The sequence below is a fragment of the Burkholderia sp. APQ4-4ca genome (assembly GCF_057837105.1).
Genome location: NZ_JBYQCG010000120.1, coordinates 1 through 17,136 on the forward strand (window position 1 = coordinate 1; position 17,136 = coordinate 17,136).

The window sequence follows — 17,136 nt, forward strand, 5'->3', positions numbered from 1 at the left end:
CACGATCTGCATGGCGCGATCGCGCCGCGCATCCGCTATTACCACCGCACGTATCGGCAGTTCTATTACGCGCTGTTGCGCGGCCGGCTGACGCCGCGCTCGGTGGACGACGATCGGGACGATCGCGAGCCCGAGACCGAAGCGGCCGCGCCGGCGTCCACGCAATCGGCGTGACCACCGGTGTCGAATGCGTTGCAACCACGGTGACGACGATGCTCTATCCGGAACTTTTCAGATCGCTCGAAGCTGTCCGCTGGGACATGGAGAAGGACATTCCGTGGGACAAGTTCGACGCTTCGCTGCTCACCGACGAGCAGGCGAAGACGATCAAGATGAACGCGATCACCGAATGGTCGGCGTTGCCCGCCACGGAAATGTTCCTGCGCGACAACCAGCACGACAGCGATTTTTCCGCGTTCATGAGCGTATGGTTCTTCGAGGAGCAGAAGCATTCGCTCGTGCTGATGGAATACCTGCGCCGCTTCAAGCCGGAGATGGTGCCGACCGAAGCAGAACTGCACGCGGTGCGCTTCCAGTTCGATCCGGCGCCGCCGCTCGAGACGCTGATGCTGCACTTCTGCGGCGAAATCCGCCTGAACCACTGGTACCGCTGCGCGGCCGACTGGCACACCGAGCCCGTCATCAAGCAGATCTACGACACGATTTCGCGCGATGAAGCGCGCCATGGCGGCGCGTACCTGCGCTATATGAAGAAGGCGCTGAACGACCACGGCGACGTCGCCCGTGCCGCATTCGCGAAGATCGGCGTGCTGATGGCGTCGGCGCGCCGCACCGAAAAACCGCTTCACCCGACCAACCTGCACGTGAACCAGGCGCTGTTCCCGCGCGACACCGTGCAGTCACGTCTGCCCGATCCGGAATGGCTCGAGCGCTGGCTCGACGAGCAGATCCGTTTCGACGGCGAGTGGGAGAAGAAGGTCGTCGAGCGGATTCTGCACAACCTGTCGATCCTGTTCGAGCGCACGTTCGCGACCGCGCAGGAACTGAACCGCTATCGCCGCGAAGTGATCGCGCGGACGAAGGATGCGGTGGACTGCGCGTAGCGGATCGACACCTCAGCTATCGCGCGGCGCGGGCTCCATTCCGGCCGACAGGCGAACGCCATGCAGCCGACCTGCGCTAATGGCGCTAACGGCCGGAGAATTAATCATTTCCGGACATAATCGACGCATCGGTTTCTTGAAATTGCATGATCCTTTGAACTTCTTGTGTTTAGTATATTTATGTAAACACTTGATTCGGGATTTAACCGGTATTTTTCGTGTATGTTGCTGGCCGTTTGTCTTTCGCAATCCGGGAAATAGAATTAAAAGTCAGCTAATTGAAATTGAATTGTAGGAACCTGGTGTTGCGTCTGTTTGCGCGACGAACCCGGCATGAGAGCGTCGTGTTTTTATGGTAATTCTATGTTTTTACGGGGGTTTATCGACTATCTTGGGGGCGGATTCGTTCGGATATAAATTTACAAAATCACTACATGGACAATGTTGGTGTAAGTAAGTCGATGCGATGAAAATCGATAGATAAATACAAGTGTCACGATTGAAAATAAGAATGCTGTGCCTCCATACTTCAAGATAAAATCGTTTCCGAATCCAAATAGGAGAAACGATTCAGGGAGACGAAGGGCGACTTATCGGTCGATGGGTGCAACTTTGAGGCGGCGGTATGGCTAATGTGAGATTGGCAAAGCGATTGAGAAGTCTGCCTTCGCTGGATTTCCTGCGGGGCTTCGAATGCGCGGCGCGCCATTTGAGCTTCACGCGGGCGGGGCAGGAACTGAACGTCACGCAATCTGCCGTGAGTCGGCAGGTCAAGGCGCTCGAAGAGCAGCTCCGGATCGAGCTGTTCCATCGGCACATTCGTTCGTTGACGCTGACCGACAAGGGGCGCGAGCTGTACGACGCGATCTCGTTCGCGTTGTCCGACCTGGAATCGGTGGTCGGCAAGCTGTCGTCGAGTGTCGGCCAGCGCGCCATCTCGTTGTCGACCACCGTCTCGTTCGCCGCGCTGTGGCTGATTCCACGCCTCGGTTCGTTCCGCGCCAGCTATCCGGACATCGACGTGCGCGTGTCGGCCACGAGCGAAATCGAAGATCTCAAGCGCAAACGTTTGCACCTGGCCGTGCGCTATGCAGGCCCGTATACGTCGACCGACGATACGGACGTGCTGTTTCGCGAGCGGGTCGTCGCGGTGTGCAGCCCGAGCCTGGTGGCGGCGGGCGACGCCGCGTCGATGAGGCCGGCCGACCTCGACAAGCACGTGCTGCTGCACCTCGACGATCCGCGCGGCGAGTGGCCGTGGCATGGGTGGAGCCATTTGCTGAAGGAACTCGGCGTGCCGCGGCTGCGGCCGGCCGGCGCGCTGCACTTCAGCCAGTACGATCAACTGGTCCAGGCCGCGGTCGACGGCCACGGCATCGCGATCGGCAGGCGGCCGCTGGTCGACGGGCTGTTGAAGCAGGGGCGGCTCGTCGAGCTGTTCCCGCACTGCACCGTTGCATCGGGCAGCTACATGCTCGTGCAGAACCCCGATGCGTGCAACGAATTCGATATCGCGGTGCTGACCAACTGGCTGCTCGAACAAGCGTGTCATTCGCTCGAGACGGAGCAGGATAGCGCCGGCAGCAACGTGCTGCCGATGTACCGCGTCGGCTAGCGCGGCGCGGCGAATGCGTCGCGCGCGGCGTCATGCGCGGCACCTGCAACCTGTGCGATGATGCGCCGCTTCGCGTTCGTCGCAGAACGCCGCCGACCGCGGCACCCGTTTCCGGGCCACCGCCGCGTCTTGACACCCCCGGAGACAGCATGCCCGCACACAGCATTCATGGCAGTACCCTGCACTACCTCGATCGCGGCGCCGGTTTTCCGGTGCTACTCGGGCACAGCTATCTGTGGGACGCGACGATGTGGGCGCCGCAAATCGACGCATTGTCGCGACGCTATCGCGTGATCGTGCCGGATCTGTGGGGGCATGGCGAATCGGGCGCGCTGCCGAGCGGCACGCACACGCTCGACGATCTCGCCGCGCACGCAAGCGCGTTGCTCGACGCGCTGGAGATCGAACAGTGCGCGATCGTCGGGCTCAGCGTCGGCGGCATGTGGGGCGCCCGGCTGGCGTTGCGCGAGCCGCAGCGCGTGCGCTCGCTCGTGATCATGGATGCGTCGCTCGAAGCCGAACCCGATGCGACGCGCACCCGCTACTTCGCGATGCTCGACGCGATCGAGGCCGCGGGCCGCATCGCGCCGCCGCTGCTCGACGCGATCGTGCCGCTGTTCTTCCGGCCGGACGTCAATCTCGACGACCCGTTGCCGACGGCGTTTCGCGATGCGCTCGCGAACCTGCCGGCCGACCGGCTGCGGCAATCGATCGCGCCGCTCGGCCGGCTGATCTTCGGCCGGCCCGATACGCTCGCGACACTTGCCGAACTCGATGCCGCGCGCACCCTGCTGATGTGCGGCGCGGGCGACATGGCGCGCCCGCCGTCGGAAACCGTGAAGATGGCGAGCGTGATCGGCTGCGCGCATGCGCTGGTGCCCGACGCCGGCCATATCTCGAACCTGGAAAATCCGGCGTTCGTCACGCGCACGCTGCTCGACTGGTTCGACGCGCAGCAACTCCCGTCGAACTGACGATCGCGCGAACTGCGACGCCCGCACGCTCGGCGCCGCGCAGCGGTCGGAATTGTCAGACGGGCATGCGCGCGGCTGCCGGGTTTCTATGATCCTGATTGCGTTGGGCGTTGGGCGTTGGGCGTTGGGCGTTGGGCGTTGGCGTGAGCGCCGCTGTCGGGTCGCGTGGCAGAATGTATGCGATCGACCATCCGTCTTCCGGAGTACTACCGATTCGATTGGACATTGAGCGTTTCCTGTCGACGCACGAAAATCGGAAGTACGAATGAAAGTTTGTTGCGCACCGGGTGCATGACTGAAATGCGTCTGGCGTGGTAGCCCGCAACCGTTTTCTCCTTTCGTGATCCCGGGCCGGCGGTGCGGACAGGGCAGCGCGCATATCGCATGTGCCGCATTCGACCGACGCGCAACGCCCATCGAAAGAAGTCGATCCGAATTCGATGAGCGCCCGCCGGACGAATGCCCTATGACGGATCGATGCCGACAAGTCCGATAAACCGCACAGGATCCGGCACGCGGGCGAATCATCTCGTGTAATCAATAGTAATCGCGTGTAATTCTCGGGAATTTCACGCGGTCCATGTATCGGCTCCTGGGCCTCTTCAACGACAAACGTTTGCGTGACGCTATACCGAAAGATTCGACGATGGCGCCGGTATTTCATTACCGATCCGAGGTCACATACGATCTGAATTTTCCTTAAATGCGCACCCCAATCCCCCCAGATGAACGTTTGCGCGAAATCGATGCGTGTGCGATGCACTCGCGGCACCACCGATTCGCCTAATTCCAACGACCAGCCCGGGTGAAGTCGAAAATCGGAGTATCCAGCTTTGACGCAAACGTTCCACCGGAGCGCGCGAGCAATCGGAATACTGGCCAGGGTTTGGGCTCGACGGCATGTCGGCGTGGGCAGCCACGTGCTTTATTGCAGGCCGCTTTCATCCCGACCTGAGCGACATCGACCATGCGCGCCTGAAACGGTTCTCACCCTCGCCCGCGTGGGGTCCCCGCGATACGACCCGCTCGCCCATTGCGGCGGCGCCACTCGGAAAAGGCGACGCATTCGATCGATTTCGGTTTCTCTTCATTACCGGCGATATCCCCCTGCCTGCGTTATCCCGATTTATATTTCTTGACATTGATGCACGTCAATTTCCCGCGAAATGGCGTGACAGTATCTTCACCGAAATTGACGAATTTCAATAAATAGTTCCATATCATTGGCTTGATTGAATCCGACAACAACACGGCGAAAACAGACATTGACAAATCGGCGAACGAGAACCGCCCCTTATGATGCGGCGCAGAAAACAACAAATGTAAGAAATTGTTAAAGGGCCGCAAGATGCAAACAGTGCCGAATCATTCATCGACGGGGTCAAGCGTGAATCGGGGTAGAGGCGCCGGCAACGGACATCAGCGAGCAAGCGTAATCGTACTGTTGCTCGAGGGTTTTTCCATTATGCAGATGGGCAAGCTGGCCGCCGTTTTCGAACTGGCGAATCAGCTCGGGCGGGTCGATGGTGCATTCGTCGACCGTTACGAATTGCGCCTGTATTCCGTGCATGGCGGCCCGGTTCGTTCGTCGTCGGGCGTGGGCATCTGGACGGAAGCAGCGCGCACACTCGAAGCGAGCAGGGTGCACGCGATGTTCGTGTTGAGCGGTCAAGGCGGGACCGACGAGCTCGACGAACAGTTTATTGCGTGGGTCCGGCATGTCCATCAGCGGGCGCGGGTCGTGCGCGGCAGCCATGGCGGCCGGAGATTGCTGACGCAGATGCGCCTGGCGCAGAAGGAGATAGAGAAGGCCGCGCCGGGAACGGACGGCGGCGCGTCGTCTGTCGGCCGCGATGACGATGAAGCCGCCGGCGACGAAGACGACGGGCCTTTCTCCGATGCGTTGTCGATCGTCCGGGTGGACATGGGTTACGAAATCGCCCAGGAAATCGTGATGTGCATGGTGTCCGGCGCGAACCGCAAACTGACCGACGTGCTGTTCGGCGCACGCGTCGCCCGTGCGAGCACGCTGATCCGGATGGCCGCGCATCATCTGCGGGTCAATAGCGAGAACCGCATTTCGATCGCCGATGCCGCGCAGGCCGCCGCGATGAGCGAGCGCAATTTCCTGCGGCGCTTCAAGAACGAAATCGGTGTCACGCCGACCGAGTTCGTGCTGAGGATACGCCTCGAAAAGGCCTGCCGCATGCTGATCGAGACGGATCTTCCGGCGGACAAGGTCGCGCGGCGTACCGGCCTCGGCAGCGGCGATCGGATGGCGAAACTGTTTCGCCAGCACTTGCAGACGTCGCCGACCGAATTTCGGGCAGCGGCACGAAAAGACAGTGACGCCTCGGCGGACACGCTGTACGCGTCGGATTTGGGCGGCTGGATGAGCGGCGCGTCGTCCTAGAGCGGGCGATCGCAATTCGCCATTTTCCACCAATCGACGTAATCTTTTTGCCCGAATTCAAATCCATACGTGGATATCGATGTTTGGTCGGAGTGACTTTTTTATTAATTCGGATTGCAAATAAGAAGTGTAGTCGATTCTGATCGGGTAAAGGCGGATTCAGCCACAATCGTGGCATGGTCGGACATGAATCAACCCACGCGTATTTCCGCTGATTAAGTTATCGCCTGGCCTTTCGAGGAGGCGGCACCCCGGCACTCCTCGGAATTTTGCCTGCCGGATCGTCGTGAGCGAACCGTGCAGGCCTTTTTATTCGTTGAGCGAGCATCGAGTGCTGTAGTCCGGCCAATGCTCGCTCGTAGGCTGAGACGCGCCAGGCGATGCATGCGCGTGTTCCGTGCGCGGGCAATGACGGCCGCGCTGAATTGCAAATCGAGATGAAAGTCGTGTCGTACATCTGATCCGAATCCGTGCATGAACGGGTGCGAACGCACGTTATTCGTGCATCGCTCGATTCGGAAAATAGCTTGAATAATTCGCTCACGGAATCGGCTTGATTTGTTCCGCCATCAACAAGGCGGATTCGGACGCAATCGATAAAGTCGCGAGTCGCGGCGAATATGATGCACTGCGGAAACGTTGAAGCAGAGGCGCCGCAACCAGCGTGCCGCATGACGTGATGCCGCACTGCGTCGTGAATGGATATTGGATGATGACTTAGGAGTTCATATCAATGAATTCATTGATCAATCGAGCGACCGATATCGGAATGATCGTGCTGGGCGCGTTCATCCCCGCGTTGATCGGTGCGACCGGCGGTGCGCGCGGCACCCTGTTCGACGGTGCTCTCGTCGCGTTTGCCGCCGCGCTGGCGTTGTCGGTATTTCCCGCCTGCGGCATCTACGAGAGGGCGCGAACGCGATCGGCGCTGCACCTGCTCGGGCGCACGGTGCTTGCATGGATCGTCGTGCAGGGCATGAGCACCGCGCTGCTTTACGTGCTGCATCGTGCGCATGTGCTGTCGAGCGAGTGGTTCGTGTGCTGGACGCTCGCCAGCGGGGTCGGCCTGATCGCATTCCGCGCGCTGACGCTCGCGATCTTTGGCGTGATCGAGCGTGCGGGCGGTCAGGTGCGCGCGGCGGCGATCGCACACGCGGACCTGCGCGGCCAGCTGGAGATCGGCCACCGGACGGTCGGGCGCCTCAAGCGAATGGTCAAGCGGGGCTTCGACCTGGTGGGCGCGTCGTTGCTGCTCGTCGTGCTCGCGCCGGCATTGCTGGGCATTGCGTGGGCCGTGAGGCGCGACGGCGGTCCCGCGATCTTCGGGCACGAGCGTGTGGGCCGAAACGGCCGGCGGTTCAAGTGCCTGAAATTCCGCTCGATGGTGACGAACGCCGATGCGGTGCTCAAGGCGCTGCTGGAGCGCGACGCCGACGCCCGGGCGGAATGGGCGCGCGAATTCAAGCTGAAGAACGATGTCCGCATCACGCCGATAGGCCGCCTGCTGCGCAAGACGAGCCTCGACGAACTGCCGCAGTTGCTGAACGTGCTGAAGGGCGACATGAGCCTGGTCGGGCCGCGCCCCATCGTCGAGGCCGAACTCGAACGCTACGGCGCCGACGTGCGCTATTACCTGATGGCCAAGCCCGGCATGACCGGCCTCTGGCAGGTCAGCGGCCGCAACGACACCGACTATTCGACGCGCGTGTCGCTCGACGTGTCCTACGTTCGCGATTGGTCGCTGCGCCGCGACATCGGCATTCTGTTCAGGACGATCAACGTGGTGGTGCGCGGCTCGGGGGCTTACTAGCCGTTTCCATCCGCACGCGGAGAAGGCGATTCGATCGCGCGTGGCGGGAGCCGGCGCAACGGTACGGTGTGGCAGCAGGCATGTCCGGTCTCGACAGGGGTGCTGTACTCGCGTTCGACATGACGCGAGGCGACCGGAGCAATTTCAGACTAAAAAAGAGCGAGGTTGTAATGCAGAGGTTGCGTCAAATGGAGCCGGCGCGCGCGCCGCGCCGACGATCGCGTGTCGGCCCACTCGTGATGATCCTGCCGCTGTGTGCGTTGCTGGGCGCGTGCGGTATCGCGCCGGGCATGCGTATGCAGCAGCCGGCGTCGATTCCGCTGCAAAGCGGCATGACGCCCGGCGAGAGCGCCACGCTGCCGGTTCCGGTGACGAATATCGACCTGTCGTTGATCCGGCGCATGCGCGATACCGAACGCGGTGTACCCGGCGAGCTTCGCGATATCGTCTCGTCGCCGGACGCATACACCATTGGCCGCGGCGACGTGTTGCAGATCACCGTATGGGATCACCCCGAACTGGCGGCGGCGCTCGGCGCGCCCGCACAGTCCGCGCCGCGCGCCGCGGATGCGCCGCCGGGGTTCGTCGTCGATCAGGACGGCACGCTGCAATTCCCGTACGCGGGCCGGCTGCCGGTCGCCGGGTTGACTGCCGAGCAGGTGCAGACGCAGCTTGCGCGCCGTCTCGACAAAACGTTCAGGAATCCGCAGGTCACGGTGCGGATCGCCTCGTTCCGCGCGAAGCAGGTTTATATCGAGGGCGAGGTGCATACGCCGGGCTCGCAGCCGGTGAACGACATCCCGATGACGCTGTATGACGCGATAGGGCGGGCAGGCGGCTTCTCGGCGGCGGCCGACCAGAGTCGCATCGTGCTGGTGCGCGACGGCGTCGAGCGCCGGATCGATCTGACCGGGATGGCCGAACAAGGACGCAATCCGTCGAAGATCGTGCTGCGCAACGGCGACCTCGTGCGCGTGCCGGCGCGCGACGAGAGCGGCGTATTCGTGATGGGCGAGGTCAACAAGCCCGTGACGGCGTTGCCGATGCGCAACGGCCGGCTGACGTTGAGCGAGGCGATCGCGCAGGCCGGCAGCCTGAACGCGAACACGGCCGACGCCGCGCAGCTCTACGTGGTGCGCGGGATGCAGGACGAGCAACCGCAGGTCTATCACCTCGATGCCCGCTCGCCGGTCGCGATGGTGCTCGCCAATCAATTCCAGTTGAAGCCGAAGGATGTCGTCTATGTCGACGGCAACGGGCTCGTCCGCTTCAGCCGCGTGCTCAGCCTGTTGCTGCCGGCCATCAATGCCGGCCTGACCGCGGCGATCGCGACCAAATGATGGAGTCCATCCTGATCGTCTGCGAGGGCAACATCTGCCGCAGCCCGATGGCCGAAGCGATGCTGCGTCAGTCGATGCCGGGGCGCCGCGTCGCGTCGGCCGGCCTGAACGCGCTGGTCGGCATGCCGGCCGCACCGTACGCGCTGGACGTCATGCGCCTGCGCGGGTTCGACGTGTCGCCGCATCGTGCCCGGCAGGTCGACCGCGCGTTGTGTACCGACGCCGACCTGATCCTCGTGATGGACCGTCGACAGCGCACGTCGCTCGAGAACCGGTTCCCGTTCGCGCGGGGACGCGTGTTCCGCCTCGGCGAATACACGGACTTCGACGTGCACGACCCTTACCGCCAGCCCAGGTTCGTGTTCGAACGCTGCGCGCGACTGATCGAACTCGGCGTGTCCGAGTGGTCGAAGCGCCTTCGTATCGTCTGAAGCCGCCGTCGGCCGACGCTCCACTGGAACTTCTACGCCTCATATCGTGCCATGACCCAACCCTCCGCCCCGCCGCCGCAAGCCGCCGAAGACGGCAGCGAGACCGATTTCGTCGCGGTGCTCGACATTCTGCTGGAAAGCCGCTGGCTGATCGCGACCATCACGTGCGTGCTGCTCGCGGCCGGCCTCGCGTACGCGATTCTCGGCAAGCCCGTGTTCGAAGCCAACATCATGGTCCAGGTCGAGGACAGTCCCGACACGTCGGCTGCCAAGTCGTTGCTCGGCGACGTGTCGGCGCTGTTCGACGTCAAGTCGTCGGCCGCCGCCGAGCAGCAGATTCTCGCGTCGCGCCTCGTCGTCGAACGTGCGGTCGACAAGCTCAACCTGTTCATCGACGCGGAGCCGAAGCGCTTTCCGCTGATCGGCGACTGGATCGCGCGCCATCGCGACGGCTTGTCCGAACCCGGCCTCGCCGGCCTGGGCGGCTACGCGTGGGGCCGCGAACGCATCGACGTGCGGCGTTTCGACGTGCCGCGCAAGAACGAAGGCGACGCGTTTACGCTGACGAGCCTCGGGGGCAAGCGCTATCGGCTCGACGGCGGCGATCTCGATGCGCCGGTCGAGGGCACCGTCGGCGCGCTCGAACGCTTCGACTCGCCGCGCGGCCCGATCGTGCTGCAGGTCGCATCGATCGCCGCGAAGCCGGGCGCCGCGTTCGTGCTGGTTCGCCACTCGCGGCTGAAGACGATCGAGGACATCCGCGACCGCCTCAACGTGCAGGAACGCGTGAAGCAATCGGACGTCGTCGTTGCCAGTCTTCAGGATACCGATCCGAAATGGGTCAGCGACACGATGAACGAAATCGGCCGCCAGTACGTGCGGCAGAACATCGAGCGGAAATCGGCGGAGGCCGCGCAGTCGCTTGAATTTCTCACCGCGCAATTGCCGCAGCTCAAGCAGCAACTGGCCGATTCCGAAGCGCGCTTGACCAAGCTGCGCGACGAGCATGGCACGGTCGACCTCACCGAGGAGGCGAAGCTCGCGCTGGCCCAGACCGCGGATGCGAAGACGCGCCTGCTCGAGTTGCAGCAGAAGCGGCAGGAGCTGATGTCGCGTTTCACCGAACGGCACCCGAGCGTGGCCGTGATCGACGAGCAGATCGCCGCGCTGAACGGCTATCGGAACGCCGCCGAGCTGCAGATCAGGCGCCTGCCGGATCTGCAGCAGGAAGCCGTGCGGCTGATGCTCGACGTGAAGGTCAACACCGACCTCTACACGGCATTGCTGAACAACATGCAGCAGCTGCAGCTCGTGCAGGCCGGCAAGGTCGGCAACGTGCGCCTCGTGGACACGGCCGCGGTGCCGGAAGTGGCGGTGCGGCCGAAGAAGGTGCTCGTCGCGCTGGCGTCGCTGCTGCTCGGGCTGCTCGCCGGCTGCGGCGCCGCGATCGTCCGCTCGATGCTGTTCCATGGCATCTCGGATCACAACGAGATCGAGCGCCGCCTCGGCCTCGCGGTGTACGCGACGGTCCCGATCAGCGACCGTCAGCGCGACCTGGCCGAAGAGGCCGCGCGCAAGAGCGGCCACAAGTCGGTCCTGTCGATCGCTTTCCCGAACGAGCCGGCCGTCGAGTGCCTGCGGAGCCTGCGCACCGCCCTGCAGTTCGCGATGCTCGAGGCGAAGAACAACGTCGTGCTGATTGCCGGCCCCGCGCCGGGCGCCGGCAAGACCTTCATCTCGTCGAACCTCGCGGTCGTGATGGCCAGCGCCGGGAAGCGCGTGCTGCTGATCGACGGCGACATTCGCAAGGGCCGAATGCACCACTATCTCGGCTTTCCGCGCGGCCGCGGCTTCACCGAGCTGATTGCCGGCAGCGCACGCGTGGAGGACGTGCTTCATCGCGAGGTGGTCGAGGGGCTCGACTTCATCTCGGCCGGCACGATGCCGAAAAATCCCGCGGAACTGCTGTTGAACCGCAATCTCTCGACGCTGCTCGACGGTCTGTCGCCGTGTTACGACATCGTCGTGATCGACTCGGCACCCGTGCTCGCCGTGCCCGATACCGGCATTCTCGGCGCATTCGCCGGTACCGTGCTGCTCGTCACGATGGCGGGCAAGACGAAGCTCGGCGAGATCGACGAATCCGCGAAACGCTTCGCGCAAAACGGCGTTCGCCTGAACGGCGTCATCTTCAACGGTGTCAATCCGCGGCTCGGACAGTACGGATACGGGTCGAAGTACGGCGGTTATCGCTATGTCGCATACGAGTACGGGGCGCAGGATGCGTGATACGTCCAGCGCAGCCGGCGGCCCGGCATGCGAATACGGTCGCGCGCGGCGTACGGAGGCGCGATGATCAATCCGCGGGATTCGATCGTTTCGCTGGCCGGCGTCGTGATGGGGCAGATCGCGCTGTTCGTCTGCATCTTCGTGATCGGACGTCGGTTCGGGCCGGCGTCGCTCGGGCACTTCAACTATCTGCTCGCGCTGGCGTCGTTCGTCGGCACGCTGCTCGCATTGCGCTACGAACTCGCGTGCGTCGACGATTCGCCGCGCGAATCGTTCAACGCATGGGTGAACGTGACGGTGCTGAGCCTGATGGTCGCCGCCGCGGGCGGGGTGCTAATCGCGATCGCCCGCCGCGCGGACCTCTATCCCGTCGCCGTCTATGCGCTGGCATCGTTCGTCCAGCTGGCTGCCGGCGCCTACCTGAACAGCCTCAGACGCTACGGATGGATTGCGCTGTCGCGCATGGTCGTCAACGGTGGGTTCCTGATCGGTCTCGTGCTGTCGCTCGCCTGCCTGGCGTGCGGCAAGGTCGACATATTCGCGCTGTACGCGTGGGTGAGCGCCGCAGTGTCGATCGTGATGGCCGCCGCGATCGTGCTGAGCGGCTATCGCGCAGGGTATTCGTTCCGGTTGTCGCCGGGTTTCTTCGTCAGGAATCGCCGGTTCGCGCTGTACATCCTGCCGTCGACGCTGTGCGCGTCGGTGCTGACCTATGCGCTGGCGATCGCAATCCCACACTGGTTCGACGCGCAGAGTGCCGGCTACTTCGCCGCGGCTTACCGGCTCGGGTTCTTTCCGGTTTCGCTGATCGCGCAGAGCGTCGGCGGCGTGTTTCGGCGCGACGCGATCGGCGCGATGGCGCGACCGGATGCCGGCTCGGCGGTGCATCGGGTGTACCGCACCTACGCGCGCGCGCTCGCGGCTCTCGCCGTCGTGTACATGGCCGGCGGGTTGCTGCTGTTCGCGCCGCTCGTCGACCTGTTCTTCGGCGCAAGCTGGCGCGGGTCGGTCGGCTTCTATTACAGCCTGATGCCGCTGTTCGCACTGCAGCTGATCTACGTGCCGCTGTCGCAGATCTTCCTGGCCACGCGCGCGCAGCGCGTCGATTTCCTGTTTCAGCTGACCTGCGGGATGGGTCTCGTCGGCGCGCTGGGCATCGCGCGGCTGACGAACCTGTCGGCCCCGACGAGCGTACTGATTTTTTCATTGACCGGCGCGGCGCTGATGGCGGCGGGCATCGCGCTGACGTACCGGGTCCTCGACGCGAACTTGTCCCGATCGGGGGCGCTGGCGTGAGAACGCCGATACGACGAACGAGTACACCATGATCCTGATAGTCATCGACTCCCTTGAGCGCTATTACTTCGTCACCCGTCTGGTGAAAGCGGTTCGGTACGAATACGAGTTCGCATTCCTGACGAGCGAGCCGGTCGCGCATCTTGGCCTGCTGCTGGGCGGTTTCCGATCGGTGTACCTGAACCGGTGGATGCCGATCGACGTGCCCGACGGCCAGCCCGCCGACCGCACGCCGTACCAACTGTCGATCGAAGTGATGAACGGGCAGATGACCGAGGCGCGTGCGAAACGCGAGTCGGCAGCGATTTTCCATATCGCATCGGAGGTCCTGCGCGGCTTGCGGATCGAGCAGTGCGTGATGTGGAACGGGCAGCAGCTCGTGTGCCGTGCGGTGCGGCAGGCGTGCACGGTGCAGGGCGTGGCGACCCGCTTCATCGAGATCTCGAATCTGCCGGGCAAGCTGTTCGTCGATTCGCTGGGCGTCAATGCATTGTCGACGATCAGCCGCAACCCGGAGGTCATCGATCGCCTGCCGCTGCCCGACGAGGACACGCATGCGCGCTGGCTGTCGGCCTATGAGCGCGACAAACGGAAGCCGCTGCCGCAGGCGCGGACGTCGTTCGGACGCAAGGCCACGTCCGCGACGAATTATTTGCTGAAGGCAGTCAGCCGCGGCGTCGGCCGCCGGCGTCTGGCAAGCGTGCGCGCGCGCAACGGAATGCCGGCGCCGCGACAGGCCATCCATCTGTCGGCCGACATGCTGTCGACCTGCCGCTATGTATTCCTGCCGCTTCAGGTGTCCGGCGATACGCAGATCAAGCTGCACTCGGACGTCGGCAATCTCGACGCGATTCGCCATGCGTTCGCGTTCGCGGCGAACGAGAGTGCCGACCTGTTCGTGAAACTTCATCCGGCGGAAACCGACGCGGCCGAGATCGACGCGGTCGTGCGCCTGCAGCGGACGTATCGCTTCGAGATCGTCACGTCGCCGACCACGGAGCTGTTGCGGCATGCGCATGCGGTCGTCACGATCAATTCGACGGTCGGGCTGGAGGCGATGCTGTACGGCAAGCGCGTGGTGTCGCTCGGGCGGTGTTTCTACAAGGAATTCGACCATGAGCGCCTGCTGAAGTACATCCATTCGTTTCTGGTCGACGGCATCGACTACTTCGGCACCGCGCATATTCCGGCCGATGCGGCGCGGCGCGTTTTCGCGGGACAGCGCTGACATGCCCGTCACGTTACGACAGACCGCCGAGGCGATCGCCGAAGACTGCCGCCGCAATGCGTTCGTGAAGACGCGCGGCGTGGTGATCTTCTATCGAATCGTGCACTACCTCGCGTGCCGGAGCCGGTTCACGCTGGTGGCCGGCGCGCCGCTGATCCTGCTGTACATCGTGCTGTGCGACTGGGTAATGGGCATCGAGATTCCGCCGAAGACGAAGATCGGCAAGGGACTCGCGCTCTATCACGGCACCGGCCTCGTGATCAACGGATACGCGACGATCGGCGCGTACTGCACGCTGCGGCACGGCGTGACCGTCGGCAACACGATCCGGAAGGACGGCACGCTCGGCGGCGTGCCGACGATCGGCGATCGCGTCGAGTTCGGCGCGCACAGCGTCGTGCTCGGCGAGGTTCGCATCGGCGACCGCGCGCGGATCGGCGCCGGGGCGGTCGTGCTGACCGACGTGCCCGAAGGCGGCGTCGCGGTGGGCGTGCCGGCGCGCATTCTCGAGAACGGAAAGGAGTCGAAATGAAAGTGTTCATTCTGCATCCCGGCAAGGCGAACTATCCCGAGATCGCCGCCTACGGCCGTCGGCTGAGAACGCACGGATTCGAGGTGTTCGACGGCGATCTCGACGCGTATGCGCGCTTCCCGGACCGGGACGTATGCGTCCTGTGGTGCATCATGGGTTTCTACCGGGCATTGCCGCCCGCGCGGTTCGTCATTCACGACTATCGGTCGCTGTCGGTGGGCCGGCTCGCGGCCGTCAAGGATCGCGTGAAGCGTGTGCTGAACGTGCGGCCCGATTTGCGCATCTTCCAGAACGAGCGGATGCGCGATGCGATGGCGTTTCGCGACGGCGTGCGCGCGTTGCTGCTGCCGATGGGCGTGCCGGACTGGATCTTCGATCCGGTCGAGGCCGGAGCCGGTGCCGATGTCGCGGCCGGCGGCAACGCCGGCGCCGGCGCCGCGCCGACGCCGTCCGGGCGGTTCTGCTATATCGGCGAGATGAGCCGCGAACGCGGCTTTCACAAGGTGCTCGCCGCCTACCGCGACGCGTGGCGCGACGAAGCGGACACGCTCGTGCTGGTCGGCCATCCGGAGCCTGAAATCCGCGCGGCTTTCGCCGACACGCCGGGCATTCGCTTCGTCGGCCGCGTGCCGCAACGCGACGCGCTGCGAATCGTCCGCGACAGCGAATACGCAGTGTGCTTCTTTCCGTATCACCGGCCGCATTGCTTCCAGACGCCGACGAAGCTGCTCGAATACGCATCGCTCGGGAAGAAGATCGTCTGCAACGACGCGCCGTCGAACGTACGCACCGCGAAAGAACTCGGCATCCCATGTCACGTCACCGGCGCGGCGATCTTCGACGAACTGTTCCCCCTGTCGCGGATTCGTGCGCGTCGTCCCGATCCGGCCGCGATGAAGTCGCTCGAATGGGGACGCGTGATCGAAGGGTCCGGCGTGCTCGCGTATATCGATGCGGTCGCGGGGCGCGGGCCGCGTGTTTGACGGCGTCGTTCGGCGCCGATGCGCGGCGGCTCATTTTTGATGGAACGGACCCGATGAAAATCGTCCACATAGTCGAATCCAGCGCGACGGGCACGTTGTCGATGGTGTGCCTGATTGCAAATCGCTTCGCTCGCGAAGGGCACGACGTGCACGTCGTCTATTCGGTACGGCCCGATACGCCGCCCGGCCTGGCCGCGATGTTCGACGCGAGGGTGTCGTTGCGTCACGTCCAGATGAAAGGCGCGGGCCCGTGGCGGACCGTGATGCGCCTGCGCGCGACGCTCAACGCGATCGGCCCGGACGTCGTGCACATGCATTCGTCGTTTGCCGGCTTTTTGGGGCGGCTGTCGACGCTGTTTGCGTTGCCGAAGGCGGCGTTCTTCTACAGCCCGCACTGCATCTCGTTCATGCGCCGCGACATCTCGCGCGTGAAGCGGCTGGCGTTCGTCGGCCTGGAGAGAATTGCGTGCGTGCGCAAGTGCCTTTACGTCGCGTGCTCGGAAAGTGAAAGCCGAGCGATTCGCACCTGGCTGCGTCAGCCGGTGGTGGTGGTCGAGAACGCGGTGGTCGAGGCCGCGTCGACCGCGCATTCGGGCGACGCCGCGCGGCCCCCGGACGGTCCCGTCTATGTGGTGACGGTCGGCGGTATCCGCGCGCAAAAGAATCCGGGCCTGTTCGCGCAGATCGCGTACGGCATGCGCGCGCGCGGGACGCGCTTCGTCTGGATCGGCGACGGCGACGATGGTTCGAAGGCGGAGCTGGAAAAGGCCGGCGTCGAAGTGACCGGATGGCTGTCGCGCGACGAGGTCGAGCGTCGGCTCGGATGCGCGGACGTGTACCTGTCGACCTCGTCGTGGGAAGGGATGCCGGTGTCGGTGATCGAGGCGATGCTGGCCGGCCGGCCCGTCGTCGTGTCCGACTGTGCGGGCAACGTCGATGTCGTGCGTCATTTGCAGACCGGCGTGATCTATGCGACGGCCGCCGACGCGGCCGCGTGGCTGCAGCGCCTTGCCGGCGACGCTGCACTGCGGTCGGAACTGGGCCGCCGGGCGAACCGCGAGGCGCGGCGGCGTTTCGGCGAGGAGCGCCTGTTCGGCGAGCTTGCGCCGCTCTATGCGGCGAGCGCGGAGCGCTGACGTCGGCAAGCAACGACGAGAACAC

At 64.1% G+C, this 17,136-nt stretch carries 13 protein-coding genes and 1 pseudogene; all 14 read left to right on the top strand.

Going from position 1 to position 17,136, the window contains the following annotated elements; translation table 11 throughout:
- A pseudogene (locus tag AC3IFE_RS15280) lies at nt 1-174 on the top strand (fatty acid desaturase); the annotation flags it as partial.
- A 29-nt stretch (nt 175-203) separates the two neighbouring features.
- Nucleotides 204-1,064 carry a ferritin family protein gene (locus AC3IFE_RS15285; protein WP_489191020.1) on the top strand — a complete coding sequence of 287 codons (861 nt, stop codon included), beginning with the start codon at nt 204-206 and terminating at the stop codon, nt 1,062-1,064.
- A gap of 625 nt (nt 1,065-1,689) precedes the next feature.
- Nucleotides 1,690-2,679 (top strand): LysR substrate-binding domain-containing protein, encoded by a 990-nt coding sequence (locus AC3IFE_RS15290; RefSeq protein WP_367620016.1) that lies wholly within the window; start codon nt 1,690-1,692, stop codon nt 2,677-2,679.
- Between the two features lie 149 nt (nt 2,680-2,828).
- Nucleotides 2,829-3,653: an alpha/beta fold hydrolase gene (locus AC3IFE_RS15295; protein WP_301737108.1), complete on the top strand. Its 825-nt coding sequence runs from the start codon at nt 2,829-2,831 to the stop codon at nt 3,651-3,653.
- Between the two features lie 1,444 nt (nt 3,654-5,097).
- Nucleotides 5,098-6,066, top strand: a complete 969-nt coding sequence (locus AC3IFE_RS15300) for a helix-turn-helix domain-containing protein (protein ID WP_089471523.1) — start codon at nt 5,098-5,100, stop codon at nt 6,064-6,066.
- Between the two features lie 733 nt (nt 6,067-6,799).
- Complete coding sequence (locus AC3IFE_RS15305) at nt 6,800-7,876, top strand: sugar transferase (RefSeq protein ID WP_489191007.1); 1,077 nt, start codon at nt 6,800-6,802, stop codon at nt 7,874-7,876.
- A gap of 170 nt (nt 7,877-8,046) precedes the next feature.
- Nucleotides 8,047-9,216: a polysaccharide biosynthesis/export family protein gene (locus AC3IFE_RS15310; protein WP_301737238.1), complete on the top strand. Its 1,170-nt coding sequence runs from the start codon at nt 8,047-8,049 to the stop codon at nt 9,214-9,216.
- The gene (locus AC3IFE_RS15315; protein WP_301737104.1) at nt 9,213-9,647 is read left to right on the top strand and encodes a low molecular weight protein-tyrosine-phosphatase; all 435 of its coding nucleotides are present in this window, start codon (nt 9,213-9,215) and stop codon (nt 9,645-9,647) included. Before AC3IFE_RS15310 ends, AC3IFE_RS15315 begins: the two co-directional genes overlap by 4 nt.
- A gap of 51 nt (nt 9,648-9,698) precedes the next feature.
- Nucleotides 9,699-11,936 carry a polysaccharide biosynthesis tyrosine autokinase gene (locus AC3IFE_RS15320; protein WP_489191008.1) on the top strand — a complete coding sequence of 746 codons (2,238 nt, stop codon included), beginning with the start codon at nt 9,699-9,701 and terminating at the stop codon, nt 11,934-11,936.
- 63 nt (nt 11,937-11,999) lie between these two features.
- Nucleotides 12,000-13,232 carry a lipopolysaccharide biosynthesis protein gene (locus AC3IFE_RS15325; RefSeq protein WP_301737102.1) on the top strand — a complete coding sequence of 411 codons (1,233 nt, stop codon included), beginning with the start codon at nt 12,000-12,002 and terminating at the stop codon, nt 13,230-13,232.
- Nucleotides 13,233-13,260: 28 nt separating this feature from the next.
- Nucleotides 13,261-14,460, top strand: coding sequence for a capsular polysaccharide export protein, LipB/KpsS family (locus tag AC3IFE_RS15330; RefSeq protein WP_489191009.1), 1,200 nt, complete (start codon nt 13,261-13,263; stop codon nt 14,458-14,460).
- A 1-nt stretch (nt 14,461) separates the two neighbouring features.
- A complete protein-coding gene (locus AC3IFE_RS15335) occupies nt 14,462-14,992 on the top strand; it encodes a serine O-acetyltransferase (RefSeq protein ID WP_089471734.1) in 531 nt (176 codons plus the stop codon).
- Nucleotides 14,989-15,975, top strand: coding sequence for a glycosyltransferase (locus AC3IFE_RS15340; protein ID WP_489191010.1), 987 nt, complete (start codon nt 14,989-14,991; stop codon nt 15,973-15,975). Before AC3IFE_RS15335 ends, AC3IFE_RS15340 begins: the two co-directional genes overlap by 4 nt.
- A 53-nt stretch (nt 15,976-16,028) precedes the next feature.
- Nucleotides 16,029-17,111 carry a glycosyltransferase gene (locus AC3IFE_RS15345; protein ID WP_489191011.1) on the top strand — a complete coding sequence of 361 codons (1,083 nt, stop codon included), beginning with the start codon at nt 16,029-16,031 and terminating at the stop codon, nt 17,109-17,111.
- Nucleotides 17,112-17,136: the final 25 nt, after the last annotated feature.

Coding starts and splice junctions, on each gene's coding strand:
- AC3IFE_RS15305 (WP_489191007.1), top strand. CDS start 6,800: ATGAATTCATTGATCAATCGAGCGACCGATATCGGAATGATCGTGCTG.
- AC3IFE_RS15345 (WP_489191011.1), top strand. CDS start 16,029: ATGAAAATCGTCCACATAGTCGAATCCAGCGCGACGGGCACGTTGTCG.
- AC3IFE_RS15330 (WP_489191009.1), top strand. CDS start 13,261: ATGATCCTGATAGTCATCGACTCCCTTGAGCGCTATTACTTCGTCACC.
- AC3IFE_RS15320 (WP_489191008.1), top strand. CDS start 9,699: ATGACCCAACCCTCCGCCCCGCCGCCGCAAGCCGCCGAAGACGGCAGC.
- AC3IFE_RS15315 (WP_301737104.1), top strand. CDS start 9,213: ATGATGGAGTCCATCCTGATCGTCTGCGAGGGCAACATCTGCCGCAGC.
- AC3IFE_RS15335 (WP_089471734.1), top strand. CDS start 14,462: ATGCCCGTCACGTTACGACAGACCGCCGAGGCGATCGCCGAAGACTGC.
- AC3IFE_RS15295 (WP_301737108.1), top strand. CDS start 2,829: ATGCCCGCACACAGCATTCATGGCAGTACCCTGCACTACCTCGATCGC.
- AC3IFE_RS15310 (WP_301737238.1), top strand. CDS start 8,047: ATGCAGAGGTTGCGTCAAATGGAGCCGGCGCGCGCGCCGCGCCGACGA.
- AC3IFE_RS15290 (WP_367620016.1), top strand. CDS start 1,690: ATGGCTAATGTGAGATTGGCAAAGCGATTGAGAAGTCTGCCTTCGCTG.
- AC3IFE_RS15325 (WP_301737102.1), top strand. CDS start 12,000: ATGATCAATCCGCGGGATTCGATCGTTTCGCTGGCCGGCGTCGTGATG.
- AC3IFE_RS15340 (WP_489191010.1), top strand. CDS start 14,989: ATGAAAGTGTTCATTCTGCATCCCGGCAAGGCGAACTATCCCGAGATC.